Source organism: Mesorhizobium sp. WSM4819 (assembly GCF_055811215.1).
The window spans coordinates 146,471-166,749 of record NZ_JBVVQO010000005.1 but is presented as its reverse complement, the minus strand read 5'-3'; the positions used below and the strand labels follow the sequence as shown (position 1 = coordinate 166,749).

Annotated in this window: 19 protein-coding genes; 10 read left to right on the top strand and 9 right to left on the bottom strand. The window is 62.4% G+C overall.

Going from position 1 to position 20,279, the window contains the following annotated elements:
* Window positions 1-425 precede the first annotated feature (425 nt).
* From AC0L18_RS07315 to AC0L18_RS07280, 8 genes are all read left to right on the top strand, one after another.
* Window positions 426-1,337, top strand: a complete 912-nt coding sequence (locus tag AC0L18_RS07315; protein WP_473491312.1) for a fatty acid desaturase — start codon at window positions 426-428, stop codon at window positions 1,335-1,337.
* A 247-nt stretch (window positions 1,338-1,584) separates the two neighbouring features.
* The gene (locus AC0L18_RS07310; RefSeq protein ID WP_128173850.1) at window positions 1,585-1,887 is read left to right on the top strand and encodes a virulence factor; all 303 of its coding nucleotides are present in this window, start codon (window positions 1,585-1,587) and stop codon (window positions 1,885-1,887) included.
* A complete protein-coding gene (locus AC0L18_RS07305) occupies window positions 1,880-2,479 on the top strand; it encodes a methylenetetrahydrofolate reductase C-terminal domain-containing protein (RefSeq protein ID WP_027154500.1) in 600 nt (199 codons plus the stop codon). The genes AC0L18_RS07310 and AC0L18_RS07305 overlap by 8 nt, the downstream gene beginning before the upstream one ends.
* Window positions 2,476-3,567, top strand: coding sequence for a methylenetetrahydrofolate reductase (locus tag AC0L18_RS07300; protein WP_027154501.1), 1,092 nt, complete (start codon window positions 2,476-2,478; stop codon window positions 3,565-3,567). Before AC0L18_RS07305 ends, AC0L18_RS07300 begins: the two co-directional genes overlap by 4 nt.
* 78 nt (window positions 3,568-3,645) lie before the next feature.
* Window positions 3,646-4,620 (top strand): methyltetrahydrofolate cobalamin methyltransferase, encoded by a 975-nt coding sequence (locus AC0L18_RS07295; RefSeq protein ID WP_473491311.1) that lies wholly within the window; start codon window positions 3,646-3,648, stop codon window positions 4,618-4,620.
* A 9-nt stretch (window positions 4,621-4,629) separates the two neighbouring features.
* Window positions 4,630-6,699 carry an ASKHA domain-containing protein gene (locus tag AC0L18_RS07290; protein ID WP_473491309.1) on the top strand — a complete coding sequence of 690 codons (2,070 nt, stop codon included), beginning with the start codon at window positions 4,630-4,632 and terminating at the stop codon, window positions 6,697-6,699.
* A gap of 189 nt (window positions 6,700-6,888) precedes the next feature.
* Window positions 6,889-7,074 (top strand): hypothetical protein, encoded by a 186-nt coding sequence (locus AC0L18_RS07285; RefSeq protein WP_473491307.1) that lies wholly within the window; start codon window positions 6,889-6,891, stop codon window positions 7,072-7,074.
* Window positions 7,075-7,323: 249 nt separating this feature from the next.
* Window positions 7,324-8,307 carry an alpha/beta hydrolase gene (locus tag AC0L18_RS07280; protein ID WP_473491306.1) on the top strand — a complete coding sequence of 328 codons (984 nt, stop codon included), beginning with the start codon at window positions 7,324-7,326 and terminating at the stop codon, window positions 8,305-8,307.
* 2 nt (window positions 8,308-8,309) lie between these two features.
* On the opposite strand, the gene AC0L18_RS07275 is transcribed toward AC0L18_RS07280, so the two are convergent.
* Window positions 8,310-9,209 (bottom strand): LysR substrate-binding domain-containing protein, encoded by a 900-nt coding sequence (locus AC0L18_RS07275; RefSeq protein ID WP_473491304.1) that lies wholly within the window; start codon window positions 9,207-9,209, stop codon window positions 8,310-8,312.
* Window positions 9,210-9,416: 207 nt separating this feature from the next.
* Between AC0L18_RS07275 and AC0L18_RS07270 the strand changes: the two genes are divergently transcribed.
* On the top strand, window positions 9,417-9,605 hold the full coding sequence (locus AC0L18_RS07270; RefSeq protein ID WP_473491302.1) for a hypothetical protein: 189 nt from the start codon (window positions 9,417-9,419) through the stop codon (window positions 9,603-9,605).
* Window positions 9,606-9,705: 100 nt separating this feature from the next.
* On the opposite strand, the gene AC0L18_RS07265 is transcribed toward AC0L18_RS07270, so the two are convergent.
* Entirely contained in the window at window positions 9,706-10,158 is a 453-nt protein-coding gene (locus AC0L18_RS07265) for a hypothetical protein (protein WP_473491396.1), read from the bottom strand.
* A 197-nt stretch (window positions 10,159-10,355) separates the two neighbouring features.
* On the opposite strand from AC0L18_RS07265, the gene AC0L18_RS07260 reads away from it, so the two are divergent.
* Complete coding sequence (locus tag AC0L18_RS07260) at window positions 10,356-11,357, top strand: GlxA family transcriptional regulator (protein ID WP_473491301.1); 1,002 nt, start codon at window positions 10,356-10,358, stop codon at window positions 11,355-11,357.
* A gap of 53 nt (window positions 11,358-11,410) precedes the next feature.
* Here the strand turns inward: AC0L18_RS07260 and AC0L18_RS07255 are convergent, their stop codons facing one another.
* The 7 genes from AC0L18_RS07255 to AC0L18_RS07225 form a co-directional block, all read right to left on the bottom strand.
* Window positions 11,411-12,259 carry a DUF1194 domain-containing protein gene (locus AC0L18_RS07255; RefSeq protein ID WP_473491300.1) on the bottom strand — a complete coding sequence of 283 codons (849 nt, stop codon included), beginning with the start codon at window positions 12,257-12,259 and terminating at the stop codon, window positions 11,411-11,413.
* Window positions 12,260-12,499: 240 nt separating this feature from the next.
* Window positions 12,500-15,061, bottom strand: coding sequence for a GcvT family protein (locus AC0L18_RS07250; RefSeq protein WP_473491299.1), 2,562 nt, complete (start codon window positions 15,059-15,061; stop codon window positions 12,500-12,502).
* A gap of 157 nt (window positions 15,062-15,218) precedes the next feature.
* The gene (locus AC0L18_RS07245; protein ID WP_287311018.1) at window positions 15,219-15,977 is read right to left on the bottom strand and encodes an FkbM family methyltransferase; all 759 of its coding nucleotides are present in this window, start codon (window positions 15,975-15,977) and stop codon (window positions 15,219-15,221) included.
* Window positions 15,974-17,209, bottom strand: a complete 1,236-nt coding sequence (locus AC0L18_RS07240) for a hypothetical protein (protein WP_473491298.1) — start codon at window positions 17,207-17,209, stop codon at window positions 15,974-15,976. The genes AC0L18_RS07245 and AC0L18_RS07240 overlap by 4 nt, the downstream gene beginning before the upstream one ends.
* A 21-nt stretch (window positions 17,210-17,230) precedes the next feature.
* Window positions 17,231-18,700, bottom strand: a complete 1,470-nt coding sequence (locus AC0L18_RS07235; protein ID WP_473491296.1) for an aspartate aminotransferase family protein — start codon at window positions 18,698-18,700, stop codon at window positions 17,231-17,233.
* A 23-nt stretch (window positions 18,701-18,723) separates the two neighbouring features.
* On the bottom strand, window positions 18,724-19,731 hold the full coding sequence (locus tag AC0L18_RS07230; protein WP_473491295.1) for an NAD-dependent epimerase/dehydratase family protein: 1,008 nt from the start codon (window positions 19,729-19,731) through the stop codon (window positions 18,724-18,726).
* A complete protein-coding gene (locus AC0L18_RS07225) occupies window positions 19,728-20,204 on the bottom strand; it encodes an EamA family transporter (protein WP_473491294.1) in 477 nt (158 codons plus the stop codon). The genes AC0L18_RS07230 and AC0L18_RS07225 overlap by 4 nt, the downstream gene beginning before the upstream one ends.
* Window positions 20,205-20,279: the final 75 nt, after the last annotated feature.

The following is a 20,279-nucleotide window of genomic DNA, read 5'->3' as shown; positions in this document are numbered from 1 at the left end:
CTCTATTGCGCTCGAATGAGCCACATAACGACCCGGCCGAAACGGCGCGATTCATCCAACCCCAGGAAGCCGCGCCGGGTCGCTCGTCCCGAAGTAGCGCGTCAAGTCCAATCACTAGATTTCTGGATTGAGTGCGGATAACGATTTCGCAAGTGAGACCACGAAGGTCTGGTATGGCGCTGCCTGTGCGTTCCAATCGGCGACACGGACGGCAGTTAACCGCCCATCGCTGCAATTCGATTTGGGTATCAACCGTTAGATTTTCACGACTAGCACTATGTCTTTGCGGGCGCCGCGCCGCGGCCTGCCTTGGAAACAATGGTACTATCCGAGATCTGGTTCCATCGCTGGACCGGTGCAAAAACCGGCGTCTGGCAACGAGCGCCGATTTACCGGACAGCGCCCTGGCGATAAGCTTGGCACTTATGAGCGAAATCGACCACCGCACCATCATCGCCAGCCTTTCGGTCGAGGATCGTCGCGACCTCACCGCCAAACTGGACAGGCCCGGGATTGTCCGGCTGGCCGTTCACGGCGGGCTGGTTGTGGTGCTGGGTGCGCTGATCGCCGCCCGCATTCCGTTCTGGCCGGTTCTCGTGCTGCCGCAGGGAATCCTGGTCGTCTTTTTCTTCACGCTGTTGCACGAGACGATCCACGAAACCGCCTTCAGGACGCCGTGGCTCAATCGCGCCATCGCCACTGTCACCGGCTTCCTGATCCTGCTGCCGCCGGCATGGTTCCGTTATTTCCATTTCGCGCACCACCGTCACACGCACGATCCGGACAATGACCCCGAACTGATGGCTCCGAAACCGGAGACCATCGGCCAGTATGTGCGCTATCTCTCCGGGATCCCCTATTGGAGCGGCATGGCGCGCGTGATCGTCGTCAACGCCGCCGGCCGCAACCGCGACGGCTTCGTGCCGGACAAGGGCCGCGACAAGGTGATTTCGCAAGCGCGTTGGTTTCTGATCGCCTATGCGGTGCTGCTGGCAGTCTCCCTGGCCGTGCAGTCGGCGCTGCTGTTGTGGGTCTGGATTGTGCCGGTGCTCGTCGGTCAGCCGTTTTTGCGGGCCTATCTGTTGGCCGAGCACGCGCTCTGCCCGCATGTCGCCAACATGCTCGAAAACACCCGCACCACCTTTACCACAAGGCTGGTACGCTTCGTGGCGTGGAACATGCCTTACCACTCCGAGCACCATGCTTATCCGGCCGTTCCCTTTCACCGCCTGCCGCGTTTCCACCAAATTGTCGCCGAACATCTGCGCACGACCGAGCGAGGCTATATCCGCTTCCACAGGAAGCTAGTCGGCAGCTTCGATCGTCGCGCCGGCTGATCAAAACCAGGCCAAGCATCGAATATTTTCGCGTTTCCGTTGCGGCTGCCAATTGCGTCGCTTTTGAATGCGCGCGCGTCGTCCCATAACAAGCAGCCCGACAGCGCTTCCGGCAATGCTCGCACTCACTACAGCGCCGCGCGTCCTATTGGACGCGCAATGGACGCTGTAGCACTTTAAGTCGGCGCATGATCCTTTCCAAAATCGATGCCGATTTTCGGGGTCATGCGCGAGGAGTAGGAAATTCATGGCCGATCTGATCGTCGTCTACTGGCGCGACATCCCCGCCCAGGTCATCGTCAAGAAGGGCCGGCAGAACGCCAAGCGCGAACTGCCGCTGCGCTTTACCGAGGCGATCGACATGTGCGCGATGCGCACCGGCGCCGGCGGCACCGACGACTACCTTGCCGAATGGCGCAAGGCCGACCCCATGCCGGTCAGCGACGATCTTGAAGGCGAGGCGGAAAAAGCCTTTCAGGACATCGACGCGAAATACGACCGCGAGCGGCTGGTCGCTCTGGTCAAGGCGGGCGGAAAAGAAGATGTCTGAAACGACCCCGGCGATTACCCAGGCCACTCTGGTCAAGAAGGCAGCGCCGAAATCCGACTACAAGCCGGCCGACGTGTCGCCGCAGCGGCGCGTGCAGCGCTCCTTCGCAGTCAGGCTGTGGTCCGTCCGCCACTCGCGACTGCTCGAATGGTTCTACGCCAGGTTCTCCGACATGTTTTTGCTCCTCCATCCGCTGTGGAAGCGCATCGGTTACGGCCGCGTCGAAGGTCCGATCAAATTCGTCGAAAAACGCGTCAAGGGTTTTATGTTCGACTGCCGCATGTGCGGCCAGTGCGTCCTTTCTTCTACGGGCATGTCGTGCCCGATGAATTGCCCCAAGCAATTGCGCAACGGCCCTTGCGGCGGTGTGCGCGCCAACGGCAATTGCGAGGTCGAGCCTGATATGCCGTGCGTCTGGGTCAAGGCCTGGGAAGGTTCACGCAATATGGTGCATGGCGACAAGATCCTCGACGTGCAGAAGCCGGTCGACCAGTCGCTGCGCGAGACCTCGGCATGGCTGCGGGTGACCGCACAGGCCGCCGCCGCCCGCGAAGCCGCGCGCAACGTTCCAAAACCTGGGGCACCGGCATGATCGGCCGCCAGCCCGACGAGAACCCGGCCGGCATCCATCTGCCGCTCGACCCCCTGCCCGGCCACACCTCGCGCGGCCGGCTGGAGCGCGTCCTGAGGCGCGGCGAATTCGCCGTGACCACCGAGCTCAACCCGCCGGACAGCGCCGATCCGGAAGACGTCTACAACCGCGCCAAAATCTTCGACGGCTGGGTCGACGCCATCAACGCCGTCGACGCCTCGGGCGCCAACTGCCACATGTCGTCGGTCGGCATCTGTGCGCTGCTGACCCGCATGGGTTATGCCCCGATCATGCAGATCGCCTGCCGCGACAGGAACCGCATCGCCATCCAGGGCGACGTGCTGGGCGGGGCGGCGATGGGCGTCGCCAACATGCTGTGCCTGACCGGCGACGGCGTGCAGGCCGGCGACCAGCCAGGCGCCAAGCCGGTATTCGATCTCGACTGCATGTCACTGCTGGAAACCTGCCGCATCATGCGCGACAACGGCAAGTTCCTGTCCGGCCGCAAGCTGACGACGCCGCCGCAGCTTTTCCTCGGCGCGGCGATCAACCCCTTCGCGCCGCCGATCGATTTCCGCCCCTACCGGCTGGGCAAGAAAATCGCCGCCGGCGCGCAATTCGTGCAGAGCCAGTACTGCTTCGACGTGCCGATGTTCCGCACCTACATGCAGCAGGTCCGCGATCTCGGCTTTACGGAAAAATGCTTCATCCTGTGCGGCGTCGGACCGCTGGCCTCGGCCAAGACCGCCAAATGGATCCGCTCAAACGTGCCGGGCATTCATATCCCCGATTCGATCGTCAAGCGGCTGGAAGGCGCCCAGGACCAGAAGAAGGAAGGCAAGCAGCTCTGCATCGATATCATCAACGAGGTGAAAGAAATTCCCGGCGTCTGCGGCGTCCATGTGATGGCCTATCGCCAGGAGGAATATGTCGCCGAGATCGTCGATGAATCGGGCGTGCTGAAGGGGCGCCAGCCCTGGAAACGCGAAATCCGCCGCGACGATCAGCTCGTCGCCGACCGGCTCGACCACATTTTGCACGACGAGATCACCGAAACGCAGGTCGACATGGTCAAGACCGCGCATTGATGGCGCGGACGCCACCATTCGCTTGATCGAAAACAGAAACGATATAAAGAAGTCTTTATATCACGAGGGAGAGATTGCATGACCCGGACGATCGTCGCCTCGGCGACACGAGAAATCATCATCGGCTTCGACCAGCCCTTCTGCGTGATCGGTGAGCGCATCAATCCAACCGGGCGCAAGAAGCTCGCGGCCGAGATGATCGCAGGCAATTTCGATACCGTCATCAGGGACGCGCTGGAACAGGCCGCCTGCGGCGCGACCATGCTCGACGTCAATGCCGGCGTCACCTCGGTCAACCCGAACGAGACAGAACCCGGCCTGCTGGTGCAGACGCTGGAAATCGTGCAGGGGTTGGTCGACCTGCCGCTGTCGATCGACAGTTCGGTGACCGCGGCGATCGAGGCGGCGCTCAGGGTCGCCAAGGGCCGTCCGCTGGTCAACTCCGTCACCGGCGAGGAAGAAAAGCTCGAAGCCATCCTGCCGCTGGTCAAGAAATACAATGTCCCGGTGGTTGCCATCTCCAACGACGAGACAGGCATTTCGATGGATCCGGATGTGCGCTTCGCCGTCGCCAAGAAGATCGTCGAGCGCTGCGCCGATTTCGGCATTCCGGCGCATGACGTGGTCGTCGACCCGCTGGTCATGCCGATCGGTGCGCTCGGCGACGCCGGCCGCCAGGTCTTTGCCCTACTGCGCCGGCTGCGTGAAGAGCTCAAGGTCAACACCACCTGCGGCCTGTCAAACATCTCGTTCGGCCTGCCGCACCGCCACGGCATCAATGCTGCCTTCATCCCGATGGTGATCGGCGCCGGCATGACCTCGGCGATCATGAACCCGGTGCGTCCGCAAGAGATGGAAGCGGTGCGCGGCGCCAATGTGCTGAACGGCACCGACGAGAACTGCACCAACTGGATCAGGACCTACAAGGACTACAAGCTGGCCGAAAGCGGCCAGGCGATCGCGGCGCCCACGCAAGTCAATGCGCCGGGCGAAGGCAATGGCAATGGCGGTCGCCGGCGCGGGGGTCGTGAAGCCCGTATGGCCCGAGGATAGCGCGCAATCGTGAACTCTCCTGCCAACATCACCGATCCACTCGTGCTGTTCATGCCGTCCGGCAAGCGCGGGCGGTTTCCGGTCGGCACGCCGGTGCTCGATGCCGCACGCCAGCTCGGCGTCTATGTCGAGAGCGTGTGCGGTGGACGCGCCACCTGCGGGCGCTGCCAGGTCGAGGTGCAGGAAGGCAATTTCGCCAAGCACAAGATCGTCTCTTCCAACGACCACATCTCGCCCAAGGGCGCCAAGGAGGAACGCTACGAACGCGTGCGCGGCCTTCCCGAACGGCGCCGCCTGTCCTGCTCGGCGCAGATCCTCGGCGATCTCGTCGTGGACGTGCCGCAGGACACGGTCATCAACGCTCAGACCATTCGCAAGGATGCCGACACCAGGGTCATTGCCCGCGATTCGGCAATCCACATGTGCTATGTCGAGATCGAAGAGCCCGACATGCACAATCCATCAGGCGATCTCGATCGCCTGAAGATCGCGCTGATGAAGGACTGGGGGCTCAACAGCCTCGATTTCGATTTCCATCTGCTGCCGCAGGTGCAAGTCATCCTGCGCAAAGGCAACTGGACCGCGACCGCCGCCATCCACAAGGATGCCGACAGCGAGACCGCGCGGGTCATCTCGTTGTGGCCCGGCCTCAAGAACGAGGCCTACGGGCTTGCCTGCGATATCGGCTCGACCACCATCGCCATGCATCTGGTGTCGCTGCTGTCGGGCCGCGTCGCCGCCTCGTCAGGCACGTCGAACCCGCAGATCCGCTTCGGCGAGGATCTGATGAGCCGCGTTTCCTATGTGATGATGAACCCGGACGGCCGCGAAGGCATGACGGTCGCGGTGCGCGAGGCGATCTCGGGTCTCGTCGACAAGGTTTGCGCGGAAGGCAACGTCCAGCGCAACGACATCCTGGATTGCGTCTTCGTCGGCAATCCGATCATGCACCATCTGTTCCTCGGCATCGACCCGACCGAACTCGGCGGCGCGCCCTTCGCGCTGGCCGTCTCGGGCGCCGTGCACATCAAGGCGTCGGATATCGGCCTGAAGCTCAACCAGGGCGCCAGGCTCTACATGCTGCCTTGCATCGCCGGCCATGTCGGCGCCGACGCGGCTGCGGTGACTCTGTCGGAAGGCCCGCACCGCCAGGACGAGATGATGCTGATCGTCGATGTCGGCACCAATGCCGAGATCGTGCTCGGCAATCGCCAGCGGGTCGTGGCGGCATCCTCGCCCACCGGTCCGGCCTTCGAGGGCGCGGAAATCTCCGGCGGCCAGCGCGCTGCGCCCGGCGCCATCGAGCGCGTCCGCATCGATCCCGACACGCTGGAGCCGAAATACCGCGTCATCGGCTCGGAACTGTGGTCCGACGAGCCCGGCTTCCTCGACAGCGTCCAGGCAACCGGTGTCACCGGCATCTGCGGCTCCGGCATCATCGAGGTGGTCGCCGAGATGTACCTGGCCAGCATCATCTCCGAGGACGGCGTCGTCGACGGTGGGCTCTGCGCCCGCTCGCCGCGCGTCACCGCCAATGGCCGCACCTTCTCCTACGTGCTGAAGGAAGGCGAGCCGAGGATCACCATCACCCAGACCGACGTGCGCGCAATCCAACTCGCCAAGGCGGCCCTCTACGCCGGCACCAAGCTGTTGATGGAAAAGCAGCACACCGATCATGTCGACCGCATCCACTTCGCCGGTGCCTTCGGCTCCTTTATCGATCCGAAATACGCCATGGTGCTGGGACTGATTCCCGACTGCGATCTCGATAAGGTCTCGGCCGTCGGCAACGCCGCCGGTGCCGGTGCGCGCATGGCGCTGCTCAATCGCGGCTATCGCCGCGAGATCGAGGAAACAGTGAGCCGGATCGAGAAGATCGAGACGGCGCTGGAGCCGAGATTCCAGGAGCATTTCGTCTATGCCATGGCGCTGCCGAACAAGATCGACCCGTTCCCGAAACTATCGGCGGCGGTGAAGCTGCCGCCGCGCAAGACCGTGAGCGAGGACGGCATTGCCGGCGATGCCGCCCCACGGCGTCGTTCGCGCGAAGGCCACGCCGCCCGACGCGGCCGGGGGTAGCATCCCGCTGCTATAGGCTGCACTCACCCTCATTCTCATTTGCATGCATATGTTTCCGGATCAGCCCAAACAGAAACAAGGCGCTGTTTTCGCGAAATCCGCCCGATACACACGCGGCGCATTTAACCGGCATCGAACGGCAGGCAGGAAATAACTTTCAGCCGCCGCAGCACTCCAAGGGAGATGAAGATGTCGATGTTCGAAAGCCTCGGCCGCTTTGGTACGGTCATCAAGCATGCGCACAACAGGAACAGGTCGGTCCGGGCCATGAACAGCCTGCCGCCCGAAATTCAGAAGGATATCGGCTGGCCCGTGTCGCCGCGCAACGACCCGCAGGTCACCTTATCGGCCCTGCTTCTGGGTTCGGCGCGCTGATGACCTTCGCCGACAAATGCAAGCTGCTGGCCAAGCGCCGGAACCGTCATCCGGCTCCGGCAGCAAGCGACCGTCGGCTGCGCGCCGTACTGCTGCCCAGGCGCTGAGCGATGCTGCGCTGGCCTTGATTGCCAGCCAGATCACAGGGCCGTGTTGAGACCGCGCAAATCTTGACATTCTGGGCGAAGGCACGATCTTCGATTGCGAGGGGGTTCTCTTAGTCGGCTCAGCCGAAGTCCGTGTGTCCGCATGCCCAGTATCAAAAGCCACGTCGTTTCCTTCGTGCTCAGGTATAGCCGCAAGAAAGCCTTTTCCAGCCCGGAAAACCTGCAGCGCTGGATCGCCTACGCCCGCAAGACGGAGAACCATCAGCCGCCCGCATCGCTGCATCAGCGTTTCGAGATCGCGACGCGTAGCGTGGACGGCTTTCCCGTGTACGAGATCGCGCCGAAGACCGGCGAGCGAAAGCGGATCCTCTACCTGCATGGCGGCGCCTATGTCTTTCAAATCACGTCTTATCACTGGGGACTGATCGCCGATATGGCCGACCGGCTGGGCTTCGGCATCACCGTGCCGATCTACCCCATTGCTCCCGAACACGATTTCCACGCCATGTTCGGCATGGTCGGCGAGGTCTACCGTCAGATGCTCGACGAAACGGAAGCGCAGGACATCGTCTTCATTGGCGATTCCGCCGGCGGCAACATGGCCGTGGTGCTGACCATGATGGCCGCGGAGGAAGCCCTGCCATTGCCGTCGCGCCATGTGCTGATTTCGCCCGGGCTCGATCTGTCGCTCGCCAACCCCGAAGTGTTCGAGGCGGAACGCTACGATCCGTGGCTGGGAATTCCTGGCGGGCTGGAGGCAGTCCGGCTCTACAGTGCCGGCATAGATCCCAGCGACTGGCGCATCAGTCCGCTTTACGGTGACCTCTCGGTGTTGCCGAAAACGCTGCTTTTGACCGGTTCGCGCGACATGCTGACCCCCGACAATCTGATCTTCGCGCAAAAGGCCCGTGCCGCCGGTGTCGCGATAGAGGTTGTGCACGAGCAAGGCATGTTCCATGCCTGGCCGCTGATCGACATGCCAGAAGCGCGGCGCGCGCGGGACAGCATCGTGACGTTTTTAGCCAGCGACAGCGAAAGCTATCATGCCAATGCCGGCGAATTGGCACTGCAAAGGACAGGTCGTGAAGTCTCCACTCACAACCTGTCTGCGCCGTCGAAGTCCTGAAATCAAAACTTTCCGGTTTCTTTGAACACTTCGAAGGTCGCGCGGATGTGATCGGCAACGGCTTTCACTGGCGCGCTGGCGTCCGGCGCCACGACCATGGCCAGATTGTAGGTGCCGATGTCGGGCATGCCGTCCTTCGGGCAAAGCTCGACCATGTCGCTGCCGAGGAACGATTTCGGCAGCGGCGCCACCGCGAGGTCGGACATGATTGCGGCGCGCTGGCCGGCGGTGTGCGCACTCATATAGGCGACGCGGTAGTTGCGGCCCTCACGCCCAAGCGCCTCGAGGGCGCCTGCCCGCCAGGCGCAGCCCTCTTCCCACAATGACACCGGCAGCGGTTCGCGCAGATGCGCGCAGCCGCCCTTGGCGCCGGCCCAGACGATCGGCTCGGTGAGCAGCACTTCGGCGCCGAGCGCGCTGGTCTTGTAGGAATTGGTGAGAAGCGTGATGTCGAGCGCCCGGTCGTCCATGCGCCGGCGCAGATTGATGCTCTGGTCGATGGTCACGTCGACGGCGATCGAAGGATGCGACTGTGCAAAACGCTTCAGCACGTGTGGCAGCACGCGCTCGCCATAATCGTCGGGCGAGCCGAGCCGCACCACCCCGACAATGTCGGGGATGATGAACTTCGACACCACCTCGCGGTTGATCGACAACAGCCGGCGGGCGTAGCCGAGCAGCATCTCGCCATCCGTGGTCAGCGTCACCGAGCGGGCGTCGCGCGCAAACACCGAGCGGCCGAGAATGTCCTCAAGCTTCTTGATCTGCATGGAGACGGCCGACGGCGTGCGGAAGACGGCACTGGCAGCGGTGGTGAAACTGCCGGTCTCGGCGATCGCCACGAAGGTGCGCAAGACGTCGAGATCGAGCAGCGGCAACGGATGATTGAGTGGGGCGTTCATCGGGATCGACCTTCAATTTTTCTGATGCAAACTATCATTCCATTTCGTTTGATTGAACATCACTTTGGGAGGATAGTCAACTCCATCGAAGGCGGACGGCAATGACACTGATCTGCAATCGACACGAAATGAAGCTGAACAAACCGGGTGTAGCGCTTGGTCCGCCGAGCGACCGGCACCCCGGCCCAAACTTAAAGGAGAATTGAAATGTCTATCCTGTCATCCATCGGTCGCATCGCGACCGAATTCAGCGCGGCCCGCGCCCGCTACCAGACCGAACGCGCCATCCACTCTCTGCCGATCGAACTGCAGAAGGATATCGGCTGGCCTGAAGCCGCCGACACCAAGACCGGCACTCGCCACGGCGTTGGATCCTGGGCTGGCGGAGCAAAATAGATCGTGTGTATCAAAAGCTGAAGGCCTGCCGCACAGACCATGTCCGGCAGGCCTTTTTATTTTGCAGCCATTTCCGAGCCATGCCGTCGTTGCATGGTGCCTATGACCGGGCCACATAACAGCTCAAATTTTGAACTAACGCATTGTAAGTGATCATTAATCTGGCGGAATGCCCAAATACGTCGCATGCCGTGTCGCTTTTCCTATCAAGTGCTTCGCTTTTGCGATTTAGTTTCCCTTCACGTAAGCCTATATCAGCGCCAGCCAACGAGCTGCCCCACTCCATCACGCGAAGGCGACCCGTCTGAGCAACCGAATGGAGATGATGATGAAGCTTTTTGCCCGCCTTTTTGCTCGCCGTGAAATGAGCCTGACGACCGCGCTCGAGCGCCAGCGCCTTGCCAACACCATGCCGGGCCAGACCGGCGCCGTGGCCGCCGCACGCCTCGGCTTCGTCGCCTGATCTGCCAAGCTCGCAAGCGGCGCTCGCTGCTGCTGCTTCGAAGTTGATCACAACGCCGCTTCGGTTTGCCGAGGCGGCGTGCTTGGTCATGCCCCGACCTCATGCGAAATGCGCTCAATCCGGCAGCAGGTTTGGTCGTCATCGCCTAGCGATTGCCCATTTGCGACCCATGTCGCAAATAAAGTGTATCCGTTGCCGCCTAGCCGATTGACAGGAAAAGTTTTTCCTGATGTCGCTATGCTGATCGCGACATCCTGTTCGCGCCATTGCAGCGTGAGGGTTACCCTGTGAACGTCGTAAATCATCCGATCAGGCGATCGTTTGTATTCTTCCTGGTCCCCGATTTCACCATGATCGCCTTTGCAACGGCGCTCGATCCGTTGCGCTCGGCCAACCGGATGCTCGGCTACGAAGCCTACCGCTGGCGGCTCGCCAGCATCGACGGCAAGCCGGTGCGCGCCTCGAACGGCGTCGAATGCGCCGTCGACACCTCGCTGGAGGACGAACGCAAGAAGATGTCCGGCCCCGAACGGCCGAACATGGCGGTCGTTTGCAGCGGCATCAATGTCGAGCGCTATCAGAACAAATCGGCCTTCGCCTGGCTGCGCGAGGAATACAATCGCGGCGTCGCCATCGGCGGCCTGTGCACTGGCGCTCATATACTGGCCGCCGCCGGCCTGTTGTCCAACAAGCGCTGCGCCATTCATTGGGAGAACCTGCCGGGCTTTTCCGAAGCGTTCCCGAAGGCCAATGTCTTTGCCGACCTCTTCGAGATCGACCAGAACATCTACACCTGCGCCGGCGGCACCGCGGCGCTCGATATGATGCTGAAGCTGATCGGCGACGATTTCGACGACAATCTCGTTAACAGGGTCTGCGAGCAGGTCTTGACTGACCGCGTGCGCAGCCCGACCGATCGCCAGCGCCTGCCGCTGCGCGCACGCCTTGGCGTGCAGAACTCCAAGGTGTTGACCATCATCGAATTGATGGAAGCAAACCTGTCCGAGCCGCTGTCGTTGATCGAGATCGCCGACCATGTCGACCTGTCACGCCGGCAGATCGAGCGCCTGTTCCGCACCGAGATGGGACGATCCCCTGCCCGCTACTATCTGGAGATCCGCCTCGACCGGGCCCGGCACTTGCTGATCCAATCATCGCTGCCGGTGGTCGAAGTGGCGGTCGCTTGCGGCTTCGTCTCCGCCTCGCATTTCTCCAAATGCTATCGCGAGCTCTATGCGCGCTCGCCGCAGCAGGAGCGCGTCGATCGCAAGCAGTTGCTGGTCGCGTAGACAAGACAAGGCAATATTTTGCGCGCGTACCTCTGGCGGATGGCGATTGAAGTCTAGCGGGTGTCGAACATCCAGCTTCGGTCGCGCCACATTTTCTCGCCGACCTGGCAGTCGGTGGCCGGCTTGTCCTGCGCCAGCACCACCGGCGGATGCGCTGCTTCTTCCGCCGCCCTTTGCGGTGAGGCAGGCCCGGCGAGCTCAAGCACCAGCTTGCGGCGGATCGCTTCGGGAAACTGCGTCCACTCATTGACCGGGATCATGAACGCGCCGGGCCCGCCGATGACGCAGTCGGTGTAATAGCGGTCGAGATAGTTGACGTCGTAGACGCTGGTGAAGCCGCCCCGGGTCATCAGCGGCAGGCCGTTGATGGTGATGCCTTGCCTGACCAGTTCGTCACGGATGATGTCGACGGGAGCACCTTGGTTGTTGGGGCCATCGCCTGAAATGTCGATGACGCGCTTGACGCCCTGGAAGCCGCTTTCGGCGAAGAGATCGCTGCTGAATTGCAAGGCTCCGGAAATCGAGGTGCGCCGCGCGCTGTTGGGCGCATGGGCGGAGAGCTGCTCGACCACCCGCTCGGCGTCGGCACGATTGGCGATCACCGTCCACGGCACGATGATGTGCTGCCAGGTCGTGCCGGCCCATTCGACATAGGTGACGGCAATCTTGCCGTAGGCGCCGTCGGCGATGGCCTGCAGCACCGTGTCGTGCGTCAGTGCAGCGACATAGCCGCGACGCTGGATTTCGAGTTCGGCCGGCGACATCGACAGCGAAACGTCGACCGCCAACACCAGTTCGACGTCGACGGGTTCGGCAGCGCGGGAGTCCGGCGCCTGGACGAGCATCAGCACCAGCGCGGCGGCGCCTGAGAGGAGATGTCCTGCGCGGGGAAAAGCAGACATGCCGCAAGGTAAGCGAAAATCGTCACGCCACAAAGCGAAAAGCCCAGCGCCGGGCTAATGCATGTCGTCCAAAAGCATGCCCTCGGGCTTGAACCAAGGGTGCGCAGCGGGTTTGGGCAACGACTTGCATAAAAACGAGAACTTAAGGCGCTGCGCATGACTCCCCACAAAACGTGACGCGCCTTAAGTCCTTGCGCTCACATTTTGCGAGTCCGCCTCTCACCCTCTATTGTGGGAGGCTCAGCTGCGTGGCTTGAGGTTCTCCGGGTCGTAGAGCGGCCTGTAGCCGACGGCGGCCACTTCGACCGGGTATGTCTCGCCGAAATATTCGACATCCAGCTTGCGGCCCTCCTGGCAATACGCCCACGGCAGATAGGCAAGCGCGATGTTCTTGCCGATGGTCGGGCCGTAGGCGACCGAGGTCGTAAAGGATCGGCGGCCGAGTTCGTCGACCAGCGTTTCACCCGTTTGCGGGTCCATCACCGGCATCGTGCCGACGGGATAGCGGGCCACGCCGTTGGAATCGACATTATCCGTCATGACAAGCGTGCAGAGCATGGCCGGCTGATGCGCGCGGGCGCGATAGTCCAGATGATTTGCCTTGCCGCTGAAATCGGCCTCCTTGACCTTTGGGCGGGCAAGATCGGCCTCCAGCAGATTGTACTCGGTCAAAAGATCCGCATTCTGCAGGCGAAGGCTCTTCTCCATGCGCCGGCTGTTGGCATAGGTCTCGACGCCAAAAGCCATCACGCCGGTCGAACGCAAAGCATCCCATACGGCCAGGCCGTCTTCGTAGCGCATGTGCAGTTCCCAGCCCTGCTCGCCGACATAGGAGATCCGGAAAGCGGTCACGTCCTTGCCGGCGATCCCGACAGGCTTGATCGCCGCAAAGGCGAAATTCTCCGGCGTCAGGCCGTCCGGGTCCTCGACGACCTTCTGCAAGGTCGAGCGCGCGTTCGGACCCCAGATGCCGACGGTCACGTATTTTTCGGTCACGTCGGTGATGGCGACATCGAACCCTTTGTCTTCTGCCGTCCGCCGCATGTAGTGGAAGTCGCGCGGGCCGGCATCGGCGCCGTCGATGACGCGGCAGCGGTCGGCCATGCGGATGACGGTCAGGTCGGCGCGCACCATGCCCTCGTCGTCGAGGAAATGGGTGTAGATGCCTTTGCCGATATTGCCGTCGCCGCCGATCCTGGCCGCGCACAGCCACTCCATCAGCGCGACATGATCAGGGCCTTCCACGTCGTACATTGCGAAATGCGACAGGTTGACGATGCCGCAATCCTCGCTCATGGCGAGATGCTCGGCATTGGAGACGCGCCAGAAATGGCGGTTGTCCCACTCGTTTTCGCGCACCGGCACGAGGTTGCCATATTTCTCGAGCAGGTGCTCGTTGGCGGCATAGCCATGGGCGCGCTCCCAGCCGCCGAGTTCCATGAAATAGCCGCCGAGTTCCTTCTCGCGCTCCCAGAAGGGCGAGCGGCGCACGTCGCGAGCCTTGGAGAAGGGCTCGCGCGGATGGACGGCCGGATTGTAGACCTTCATCGCCGTTTCGGTGCAGCGGTCCCAGATGAACTGCTCTTGCGTCTGGTGCGGATAGAAGCGCGAATAGTCGATGGCGTGGTGGTCGATCGACGTCCGGCCGTCCGTCATCCAGTCGGCGATGAGCTTGCCCATGCCGGGGCCGTCCTTGACCCAGATCGCGACGGCATACCAGAGGCCCCGCACCTTCTGGCTCTCGCCCATGGAGGGGCCGCCGTCTGCCGTCACCTGCAGAAGCCCGTTGAAGGAATGGCTTTCATTGTAGCCCAGTTCGCCCAGGATCGGCGTCAGTTCCATGGCGCGCTCGAGCGGCGCCAGGATCTGTTCCATGTCGAGGTCGCGCTGCGAGGGCGATAGACGGGCCTGGTCCTTCTCCAGGAGGTCGCGCGGATGGCAAAGTCGCGGATTGGTCTCTTCGTAATAGCCCCACTCGATCTGCCCGCCTTCGGCGGTCCTGGGATCGCCGGTGTCGCGCATGTAAGCCGAGTTGCCCTGGTCGCGCAGCAGCGGCCAGCCGATCTCCTTGCCGGTGCCGGCGAACTCGGTATAGGGCCCGAAGAAGGTGAGCGGATGGTCGATCGGCATGACCGGCAGGTCCTCACCCACCATTTCCGCAATCAGCCGGCCCCAGATACCGGCGCAAACGATCACGTAGTCGGCTTCGATGGTGCCGCGATCGGTCACCACGCCCTTGATGCGACCGTTCTCCACGACGAGCGACCTGGCCGGCGTGTTGGCGAAGGATTTGAGTTTTCCGGAGGCTTCCGCCTGGTCGACCAGCTTGCCGGCGACCGTTTGCGAGCGCGGGATGACAAGACCGGCATCTGGATCCCACAGCCCGCCCTGCACCATCTCTTCTTCGATCAGCGGGAATCTCTGCTTGATTTCGGCCGGCTCGATCAGGCGGGCACGCGTGCCGAAAGCCTTTGCCGAGGCGATCTTGCGCTTGATCTCCGCCATGCGGGCGTCATCGCCGACCCGGGCAACCTCAAGGCCGCCGATGCGGGCGTAATGACCCATCTTTTCGTAAAAATCGATGGAATAGAGCGTCGTCCAGCAGGACAGGAAATCATGGCTGGTGGTGTAGCAGAAGTCGGAAGCATGCGCTGTCGAGCCGATATCGGTCGGGATCCCCGACTTGTCGATGCCGACGATGTCGTCCCATCCGCGCTCGATCAGGTGATGGGCGACCGATGCGCCGACAATACCGCCCAGCCCGACGATGACGACCTTCGCCTTTTCCGGAAACCCTGCCATTGCCCGCGACTCCAAAGTGGTAAAGCGGGCACCGGCGCCCGTTTGATCGGCGCACAATATGCAGGCGACAGCCGCCATGCTACCGCCTGTTTGCGACACGCTGCAAGTGCGACGCGACCCGCAAAAATCAGGTGCTATCGGGCTCCGGGGCTATCCCTCAGGCGAAGGCCCAGATGTCCTCGGCCTGGAAGCCGACCTGGTAGCCGGCGGTCTTCAACTTGACCACGACCTGGCCGATCTCGGCCGCCGGCAACGCACCAACCTCGACCTTGATCATGCCGGGACGGTAGCGCTCGAGGTCGAGCTGCTCGAAGACGATCCAGTCGGCGCCTTCGCAATCGACAAGGAAGGCGTCGATATGGGTGATGCCGTTGCGGTCGAGCAGCGTCTGCAATGTCTCCGACGGCACTTCGATATCCCTGAGGTGCGGCGCGAATTTGTTGAAGTTGGCATCGGCCTGGCCCCAGGCATTCTTGCCCGACATCAGATTGGTGTCGGTCACCGACGAGCAGCCGATGAACTCGATCGGCAGCGTGCCAGCCTCGAGTGCGGCGGCATCGAAGGTGTGGACCGTGATCGTTCCCTTGCTCTTCGTCACCGCGACCGGCTCGATGATGAAGCGACCCGTATCGGTATAGTTGGCGCGCAACCGCTTCTGGTTGTGCGGGATCGGCTCGACCAGTACGGCGCGAGCGTGCGGGATGCGGTGCAGCCACGGCGTCACATCGTCGAACAACACGCCATCGCAGGCGCCGATATTGACCATCTGGAACCGCCTTTTTGCCCCACTGAGGCGCGCCTTCAGCGCGGCCTTCGCCAGGAACTTCGTACCGCGCAGCGACGGCCCGCGATCGAGGATGCCAGCGGGGAGGCCGAGCGACAGCGCGATGCGCGCCAGGCTGGAAACGGAACTCATGACTTGTCTCCAGGAATGACGTGCAATGGCGCGGCGCCGCGCCCTTTGGTGCTCGCTGATGCCCACAACGCCATGAATGGCCCGGCGAGCAGCAGGAACGGCGGGATCAGATTGGGAAAATAGATGCGGGTGTCGTGGATCGGGAAGACCGTGAATTTGGCCAATACGCCGAGCACCAATGCCGCAAACAGAATGCCGGCGCGGCGGTCGAGCTTGAAGCCGGCACGGCTTGAGGCATACCACCCCGCCAGCGCCAGCACCGAGACGCCGACCCAGTTGTTCAGGCTGACGGCACGGATCAGGGAGACGGCAAAAGCCCGGAGGTAGGCGACAGCCGAGAACGGCGGATCGAAGCCGGCCATATTGTAGTGCTGCTCGATCGAGGAGAACCACAGATGCGGCCACCAGCCGGGATGCTGCGCCCAGTGGGAGATGGCGAAATAGGCGACGAGCGAGGCGGCAAAGCCGGCCAGCGCGCCCCACGCCTTCTGCCGGAAGACCAACAGCAGCACGGCAAAAATAGCAAGGAAAACAATATTGTCGGGCCGAGCCATGAAAGCGAGGAAGAGCAGGATCGCGGTGGCCACTTCACGACCGCGCCGATAGGCAAAGAGCCCGCCGAGGAACAGCGCTGAGCACAGCAGGTCAGGCGTCAACGCCCGCGCCGCGTCGCCGAAATCGGCCATCATCAGCACCGCGCCGAGAACCGGCGCCAGCGCCAGCGCGCCCTCTGAGCGCAGCCAGAGCAGCGCGATCGCGCCGAACAGCAGCACCGAGAACACCTGCAGCAGCCGCATCGCCGCGACCGGCGACATCGCCGAGCTCATCGTCGACAGGATCTCGGCGTAAAGGAACTTGATCCGGTACATGCCGAGCAGCGAATGGAAATCGGCGGCATTCCCGGCCATATGACTGCGGAAGCCGCCGCCATCATCGGTCAGCGCCTTGTAGTCGCTCGCCGACAGGCCGTCCCTGACCGTGCCATAGGCATAATCGTGCAGCGCCTGCACATCGCGATAGGTGCCCTCCTCGGCGATCGCAAGGTAGGGCAGCATGTCCCAATTGGCGTCAGGCATGAACCATGCCGTAGCCGCGGTCAGCAGGATGTAGAGCGCGAAGGCAGCCGCGCCGATCGGTGCGGCAAGACGCGCATAGGTGCCCTCGCCCCATGCCAGACCGGCCTTGGTCAGCCGGTCGAGCAGGTTTGTCGGAGCCGGAGACTTGCTCAGCATGGTCTCGCTCGGCGCACCTGGCTAACGAACCTGGCTTTTGACGAAATCCTTCACGATCGACACGATGCCGCGCGACAACAGGCTGTCGAGCGCCTCGACGAAGCGGTCGACATGTTCGCGCTGGCAGATCAGCGGCGGTTCGAGACGGATGACGTTGCGGTTGTATTCGGTGAAGGCAACGAGCACGTCGTAGTCACGCAGCAGCAAAGCACCAACAAAACCGGACAAGGATCCCTTCAGCTTGTCGTCAAGCACGCTGACCACAGGCCGCAGCACCATCGGCAAGGTCTGCGAAAAGTCGTGGAATTCCAGCCCGACCATAAGGCCTTTGCCGCGGACCTCCTTGATGATCTTCGGGTATTTTTCCCGCAACGTCTGCAGGCGTTGCAGCAGATAGTCGCCGGTGACCGCGGCGTTGTCGATCAGCCCCTCGTCGTAAAGCACGTTGAGCGCCTCGATCGAGGTGACGCAGGCCTCGCCCATGCCGCCGAAAGTGGCCATGGCGTGAATCATCGCCGTCTTCGGCGTGCCATAGGCCTTCATGTAGACCTCGCGCCTGGCGATCATCGCGCCGACCGCCGCCTTGCCGCCACCGAGCGACTTTGCCAGCGCCGTGACGTCCGGAACGACGCCGTAGTGCTCGAAGGCATAGAAGCGGCCGGAGCGGCCATAGCCGCACTGCACCTCGTCGGCGACCCACAGAACACCGTATTGGTCGCATAGCGCACGCAGCTTCTGCCAGTATTCGGCAGGCGCCTGGATGATGCCGCCGCCGCCCTGGATGGTTTCGAGCACGATGACGCCGACCTCGGGATCGGAGCGGAACGTGCGCTCGACCGCTTCGACGTCGCCGAACGGAATGCGCATGACATTGTCGGCCATCTTGAAGTCGGCGCGATAGAGCGAGCCGTCGGTGATCGCCAGCACGCCCTTGGTCTTGCCGTGGAAGGAATTCTCGGCATAGACGATTTTCGGCCGCTTCGGGCCGGCGGCGCGCTCGGCGAGCTTCACCGCCGCCTCCATGGCTTCGGAGCCGGAAGAGCCCAGAAACACCATGTCGAGGTCGCCGGGCGAGCATTTGGCGAGGTTGTGCGCCAGCGCCGCCGCGTATTGCGACATGAAGGCGATGGCGATCTCCTGCCGCTTCTCCTCCTGGAACTTCTTGCGCGCCTCGAGAAGGTGCGGATGATTGTGGCCGAAGGCCAGCGAGCCGAAGCCGCCGAAGAAATCCAGGATCTTGCGGCCGTTCTGGTCGATGTAGAACATGCCTTCGGCGCGCTCGACCTTGATCTTGTGGAAGCCGAGCAGCTTCATGAAATGCAGCTGGCCGGGGTTGAGATGCGCCTTGAACAGGTCGGTCATGCGCGCGACGTCCATCGCCTTGGCCTGCTCGACGCTGATCAGATCGGGCTTGGCGGTGGTGGCGGGCGAAAGTGCCGCGCTGACCGTGGCGCGCGCAGTCGTGTGGTCTGGCTTGGTCATGACGGTCATCTCAAGAATCTCCTGCTGGCCCTTCACTCGGCGGGCACATGTTTGGCGGCGACAGCATGGCCGTCTTTCTTGGCGCGATATTCGCTGTAGGCAGCGATCAGCATGTCCTCGTCGCGATATTGCGGCACCCAGCCGAGCTGGCGTTCGGCCTTGGACACGTCGAGCACGCAGTCCTCGTCGGCGATCAGATACTGCTCCGGATCCATGATCGGCATGTTCAAGAGGTCGAGCAGGTCGAGCGTTCGCTTGACTGCCCAGCCCGGGGTCGGGATCAGGATCGATTTCGAGCCGGCATGCCTGATCAGGTCGCCGAGCAATTTCCGGACCGGCGGCGGGTTGAGCGAGCCGAGATTATAAGCCTCATCAGGCACGCCGGCCTTCCACGCAGCGCGCGCCGCCTCGGCGCAGTCGAACACCGAGATGAACTGATACGGGTTCTTGCCCGAGCCGATCGTCGGCACCGGAAGGTTCCAGTCGATCAGCTTGAACAGCTTTTCGAGGATGCCGAGGCGGCCGGGGCCGATGATCAGGCGCGGCCGAAACAGCGAGATCGACATGCCGCGCTTGCGCCATTCGACGGCCAGTTCCTCGGTCTTCTGCTTCGACCAGCCATATTCGCCGAGCGGCGCGACCGGGTGCTCCTCGGTCATCGGCTGCGTGACCGTGTGGCCGTAGATCATGTCGGTCGTGTAATGGACGAGCTTGGGCGCGCCGGCTCTGTCCATCGCCTGCATGATGTGCTCGGTGCCGTGGAAATTCACCGGGAAGAAGAATTCGTGGCGCCTGGCGCGCACCTGGATCGGCGACAGCATTTTCGCCGACAGATTGTAGACCATGTCGTCGGCCTTCAGCCCAACCGAAGCGACCGAGGCCGGATCGGTGACGTCGCACCGGACATATCGGACCGAGCGGTAATGCGGCAGGTCGCTTTTGGCGATATCTGCGACGACCACCTCCTCGCCATCGGCCAGGAGTTTCGGGGCAAGGTGGCGGCCGACGAAACCGTCGCCGCCGAAGATCACATGTCTCATCGAACGATCCCACTTTGAATCTTGTCGGACGAAAAGGAGGCCGTTTCCTCGTCATTCCCGCGACCACCCAAATCCCGGCTATCCAAATCCCGGCCACCCAGATCCCTGCCACTTTGGGCGATCAGCACCGTGCCGACGCAGATGAAAGCGATGCCGGCGATACGCCAGCCATTGAGGTCTTCGCGGAAGATGAAATAGGCGAAGATCGCAACGGCGACATAGGCGAGGCTGAGGAACGGATAGGCGAAGCTGAGCTCTACCTTGGACAGCACATAGATGTGCGCCGCCATCGAGATGACGAAGGTGCACAGGCCGAAGAAAACCCATGGGCTGAAGACGACCTGCAACAGCTTCAGCAACGGATTGCTGCCCTCGAAGGAAATCGGACCGAGTGACATCATGCCCTGCTTCAGCATGAGTTGCGCGGCGGCGTTGGTCATGACCGTGAACAGAATTGAGACGATGTATTTCATGTTTTTCCCATCAACCTTTTTCGTTCTACTGAAAACTTCCAAACATTTCGTGAAGCACAAAAAAGTTCGAGGAAA

Excerpts from the sequence above, each read along its gene's own strand:
- AC0L18_RS07315 (WP_473491312.1), top strand. The coding sequence starts at position 426 with ATGAGCGAAATCGACCACCGCACCATCATCGCCAGCCTTTCGGTCGAG.
- AC0L18_RS07310 (WP_128173850.1), top strand. The coding sequence starts at position 1,585 with ATGGCCGATCTGATCGTCGTCTACTGGCGCGACATCCCCGCCCAGGTC.
- AC0L18_RS07305 (WP_027154500.1), top strand. The coding sequence starts at position 1,880 with ATGTCTGAAACGACCCCGGCGATTACCCAGGCCACTCTGGTCAAGAAG.
- AC0L18_RS07300 (WP_027154501.1), top strand. The coding sequence starts at position 2,476 with ATGATCGGCCGCCAGCCCGACGAGAACCCGGCCGGCATCCATCTGCCG.
- AC0L18_RS07295 (WP_473491311.1), top strand. The coding sequence starts at position 3,646 with ATGACCCGGACGATCGTCGCCTCGGCGACACGAGAAATCATCATCGGC.
- AC0L18_RS07285 (WP_473491307.1), top strand. The coding sequence starts at position 6,889 with ATGTCGATGTTCGAAAGCCTCGGCCGCTTTGGTACGGTCATCAAGCAT.
- AC0L18_RS07280 (WP_473491306.1), top strand. The coding sequence starts at position 7,324 with ATGCCCAGTATCAAAAGCCACGTCGTTTCCTTCGTGCTCAGGTATAGC.
- AC0L18_RS07275 (WP_473491304.1), bottom strand. The coding sequence starts at position 9,209 with ATGAACGCCCCACTCAATCATCCGTTGCCGCTGCTCGATCTCGACGTC.
- AC0L18_RS07270 (WP_473491302.1), top strand. The coding sequence starts at position 9,417 with ATGTCTATCCTGTCATCCATCGGTCGCATCGCGACCGAATTCAGCGCG.
- AC0L18_RS07265 (WP_473491396.1), bottom strand. The coding sequence starts at position 10,158 with ATGACCAAGCACGCCGCCTCGGCAAACCGAAGCGGCGTTGTGATCAAC.
- AC0L18_RS07255 (WP_473491300.1), bottom strand. The coding sequence starts at position 12,259 with ATGTCTGCTTTTCCCCGCGCAGGACATCTCCTCTCAGGCGCCGCCGCG.
- AC0L18_RS07250 (WP_473491299.1), bottom strand. The coding sequence starts at position 15,061 with ATGGCAGGGTTTCCGGAAAAGGCGAAGGTCGTCATCGTCGGGCTGGGC.
- AC0L18_RS07245 (WP_287311018.1), bottom strand. The coding sequence starts at position 15,977 with ATGAGTTCCGTTTCCAGCCTGGCGCGCATCGCGCTGTCGCTCGGCCTC.
- AC0L18_RS07240 (WP_473491298.1), bottom strand. The coding sequence starts at position 17,209 with ATGCTGAGCAAGTCTCCGGCTCCGACAAACCTGCTCGACCGGCTGACC.
- AC0L18_RS07235 (WP_473491296.1), bottom strand. The coding sequence starts at position 18,700 with ATGACCGTCATGACCAAGCCAGACCACACGACTGCGCGCGCCACGGTC.
- AC0L18_RS07230 (WP_473491295.1), bottom strand. The coding sequence starts at position 19,731 with ATGAGACATGTGATCTTCGGCGGCGACGGTTTCGTCGGCCGCCACCTT.
- AC0L18_RS07225 (WP_473491294.1), bottom strand. The coding sequence starts at position 20,204 with ATGAAATACATCGTCTCAATTCTGTTCACGGTCATGACCAACGCCGCC.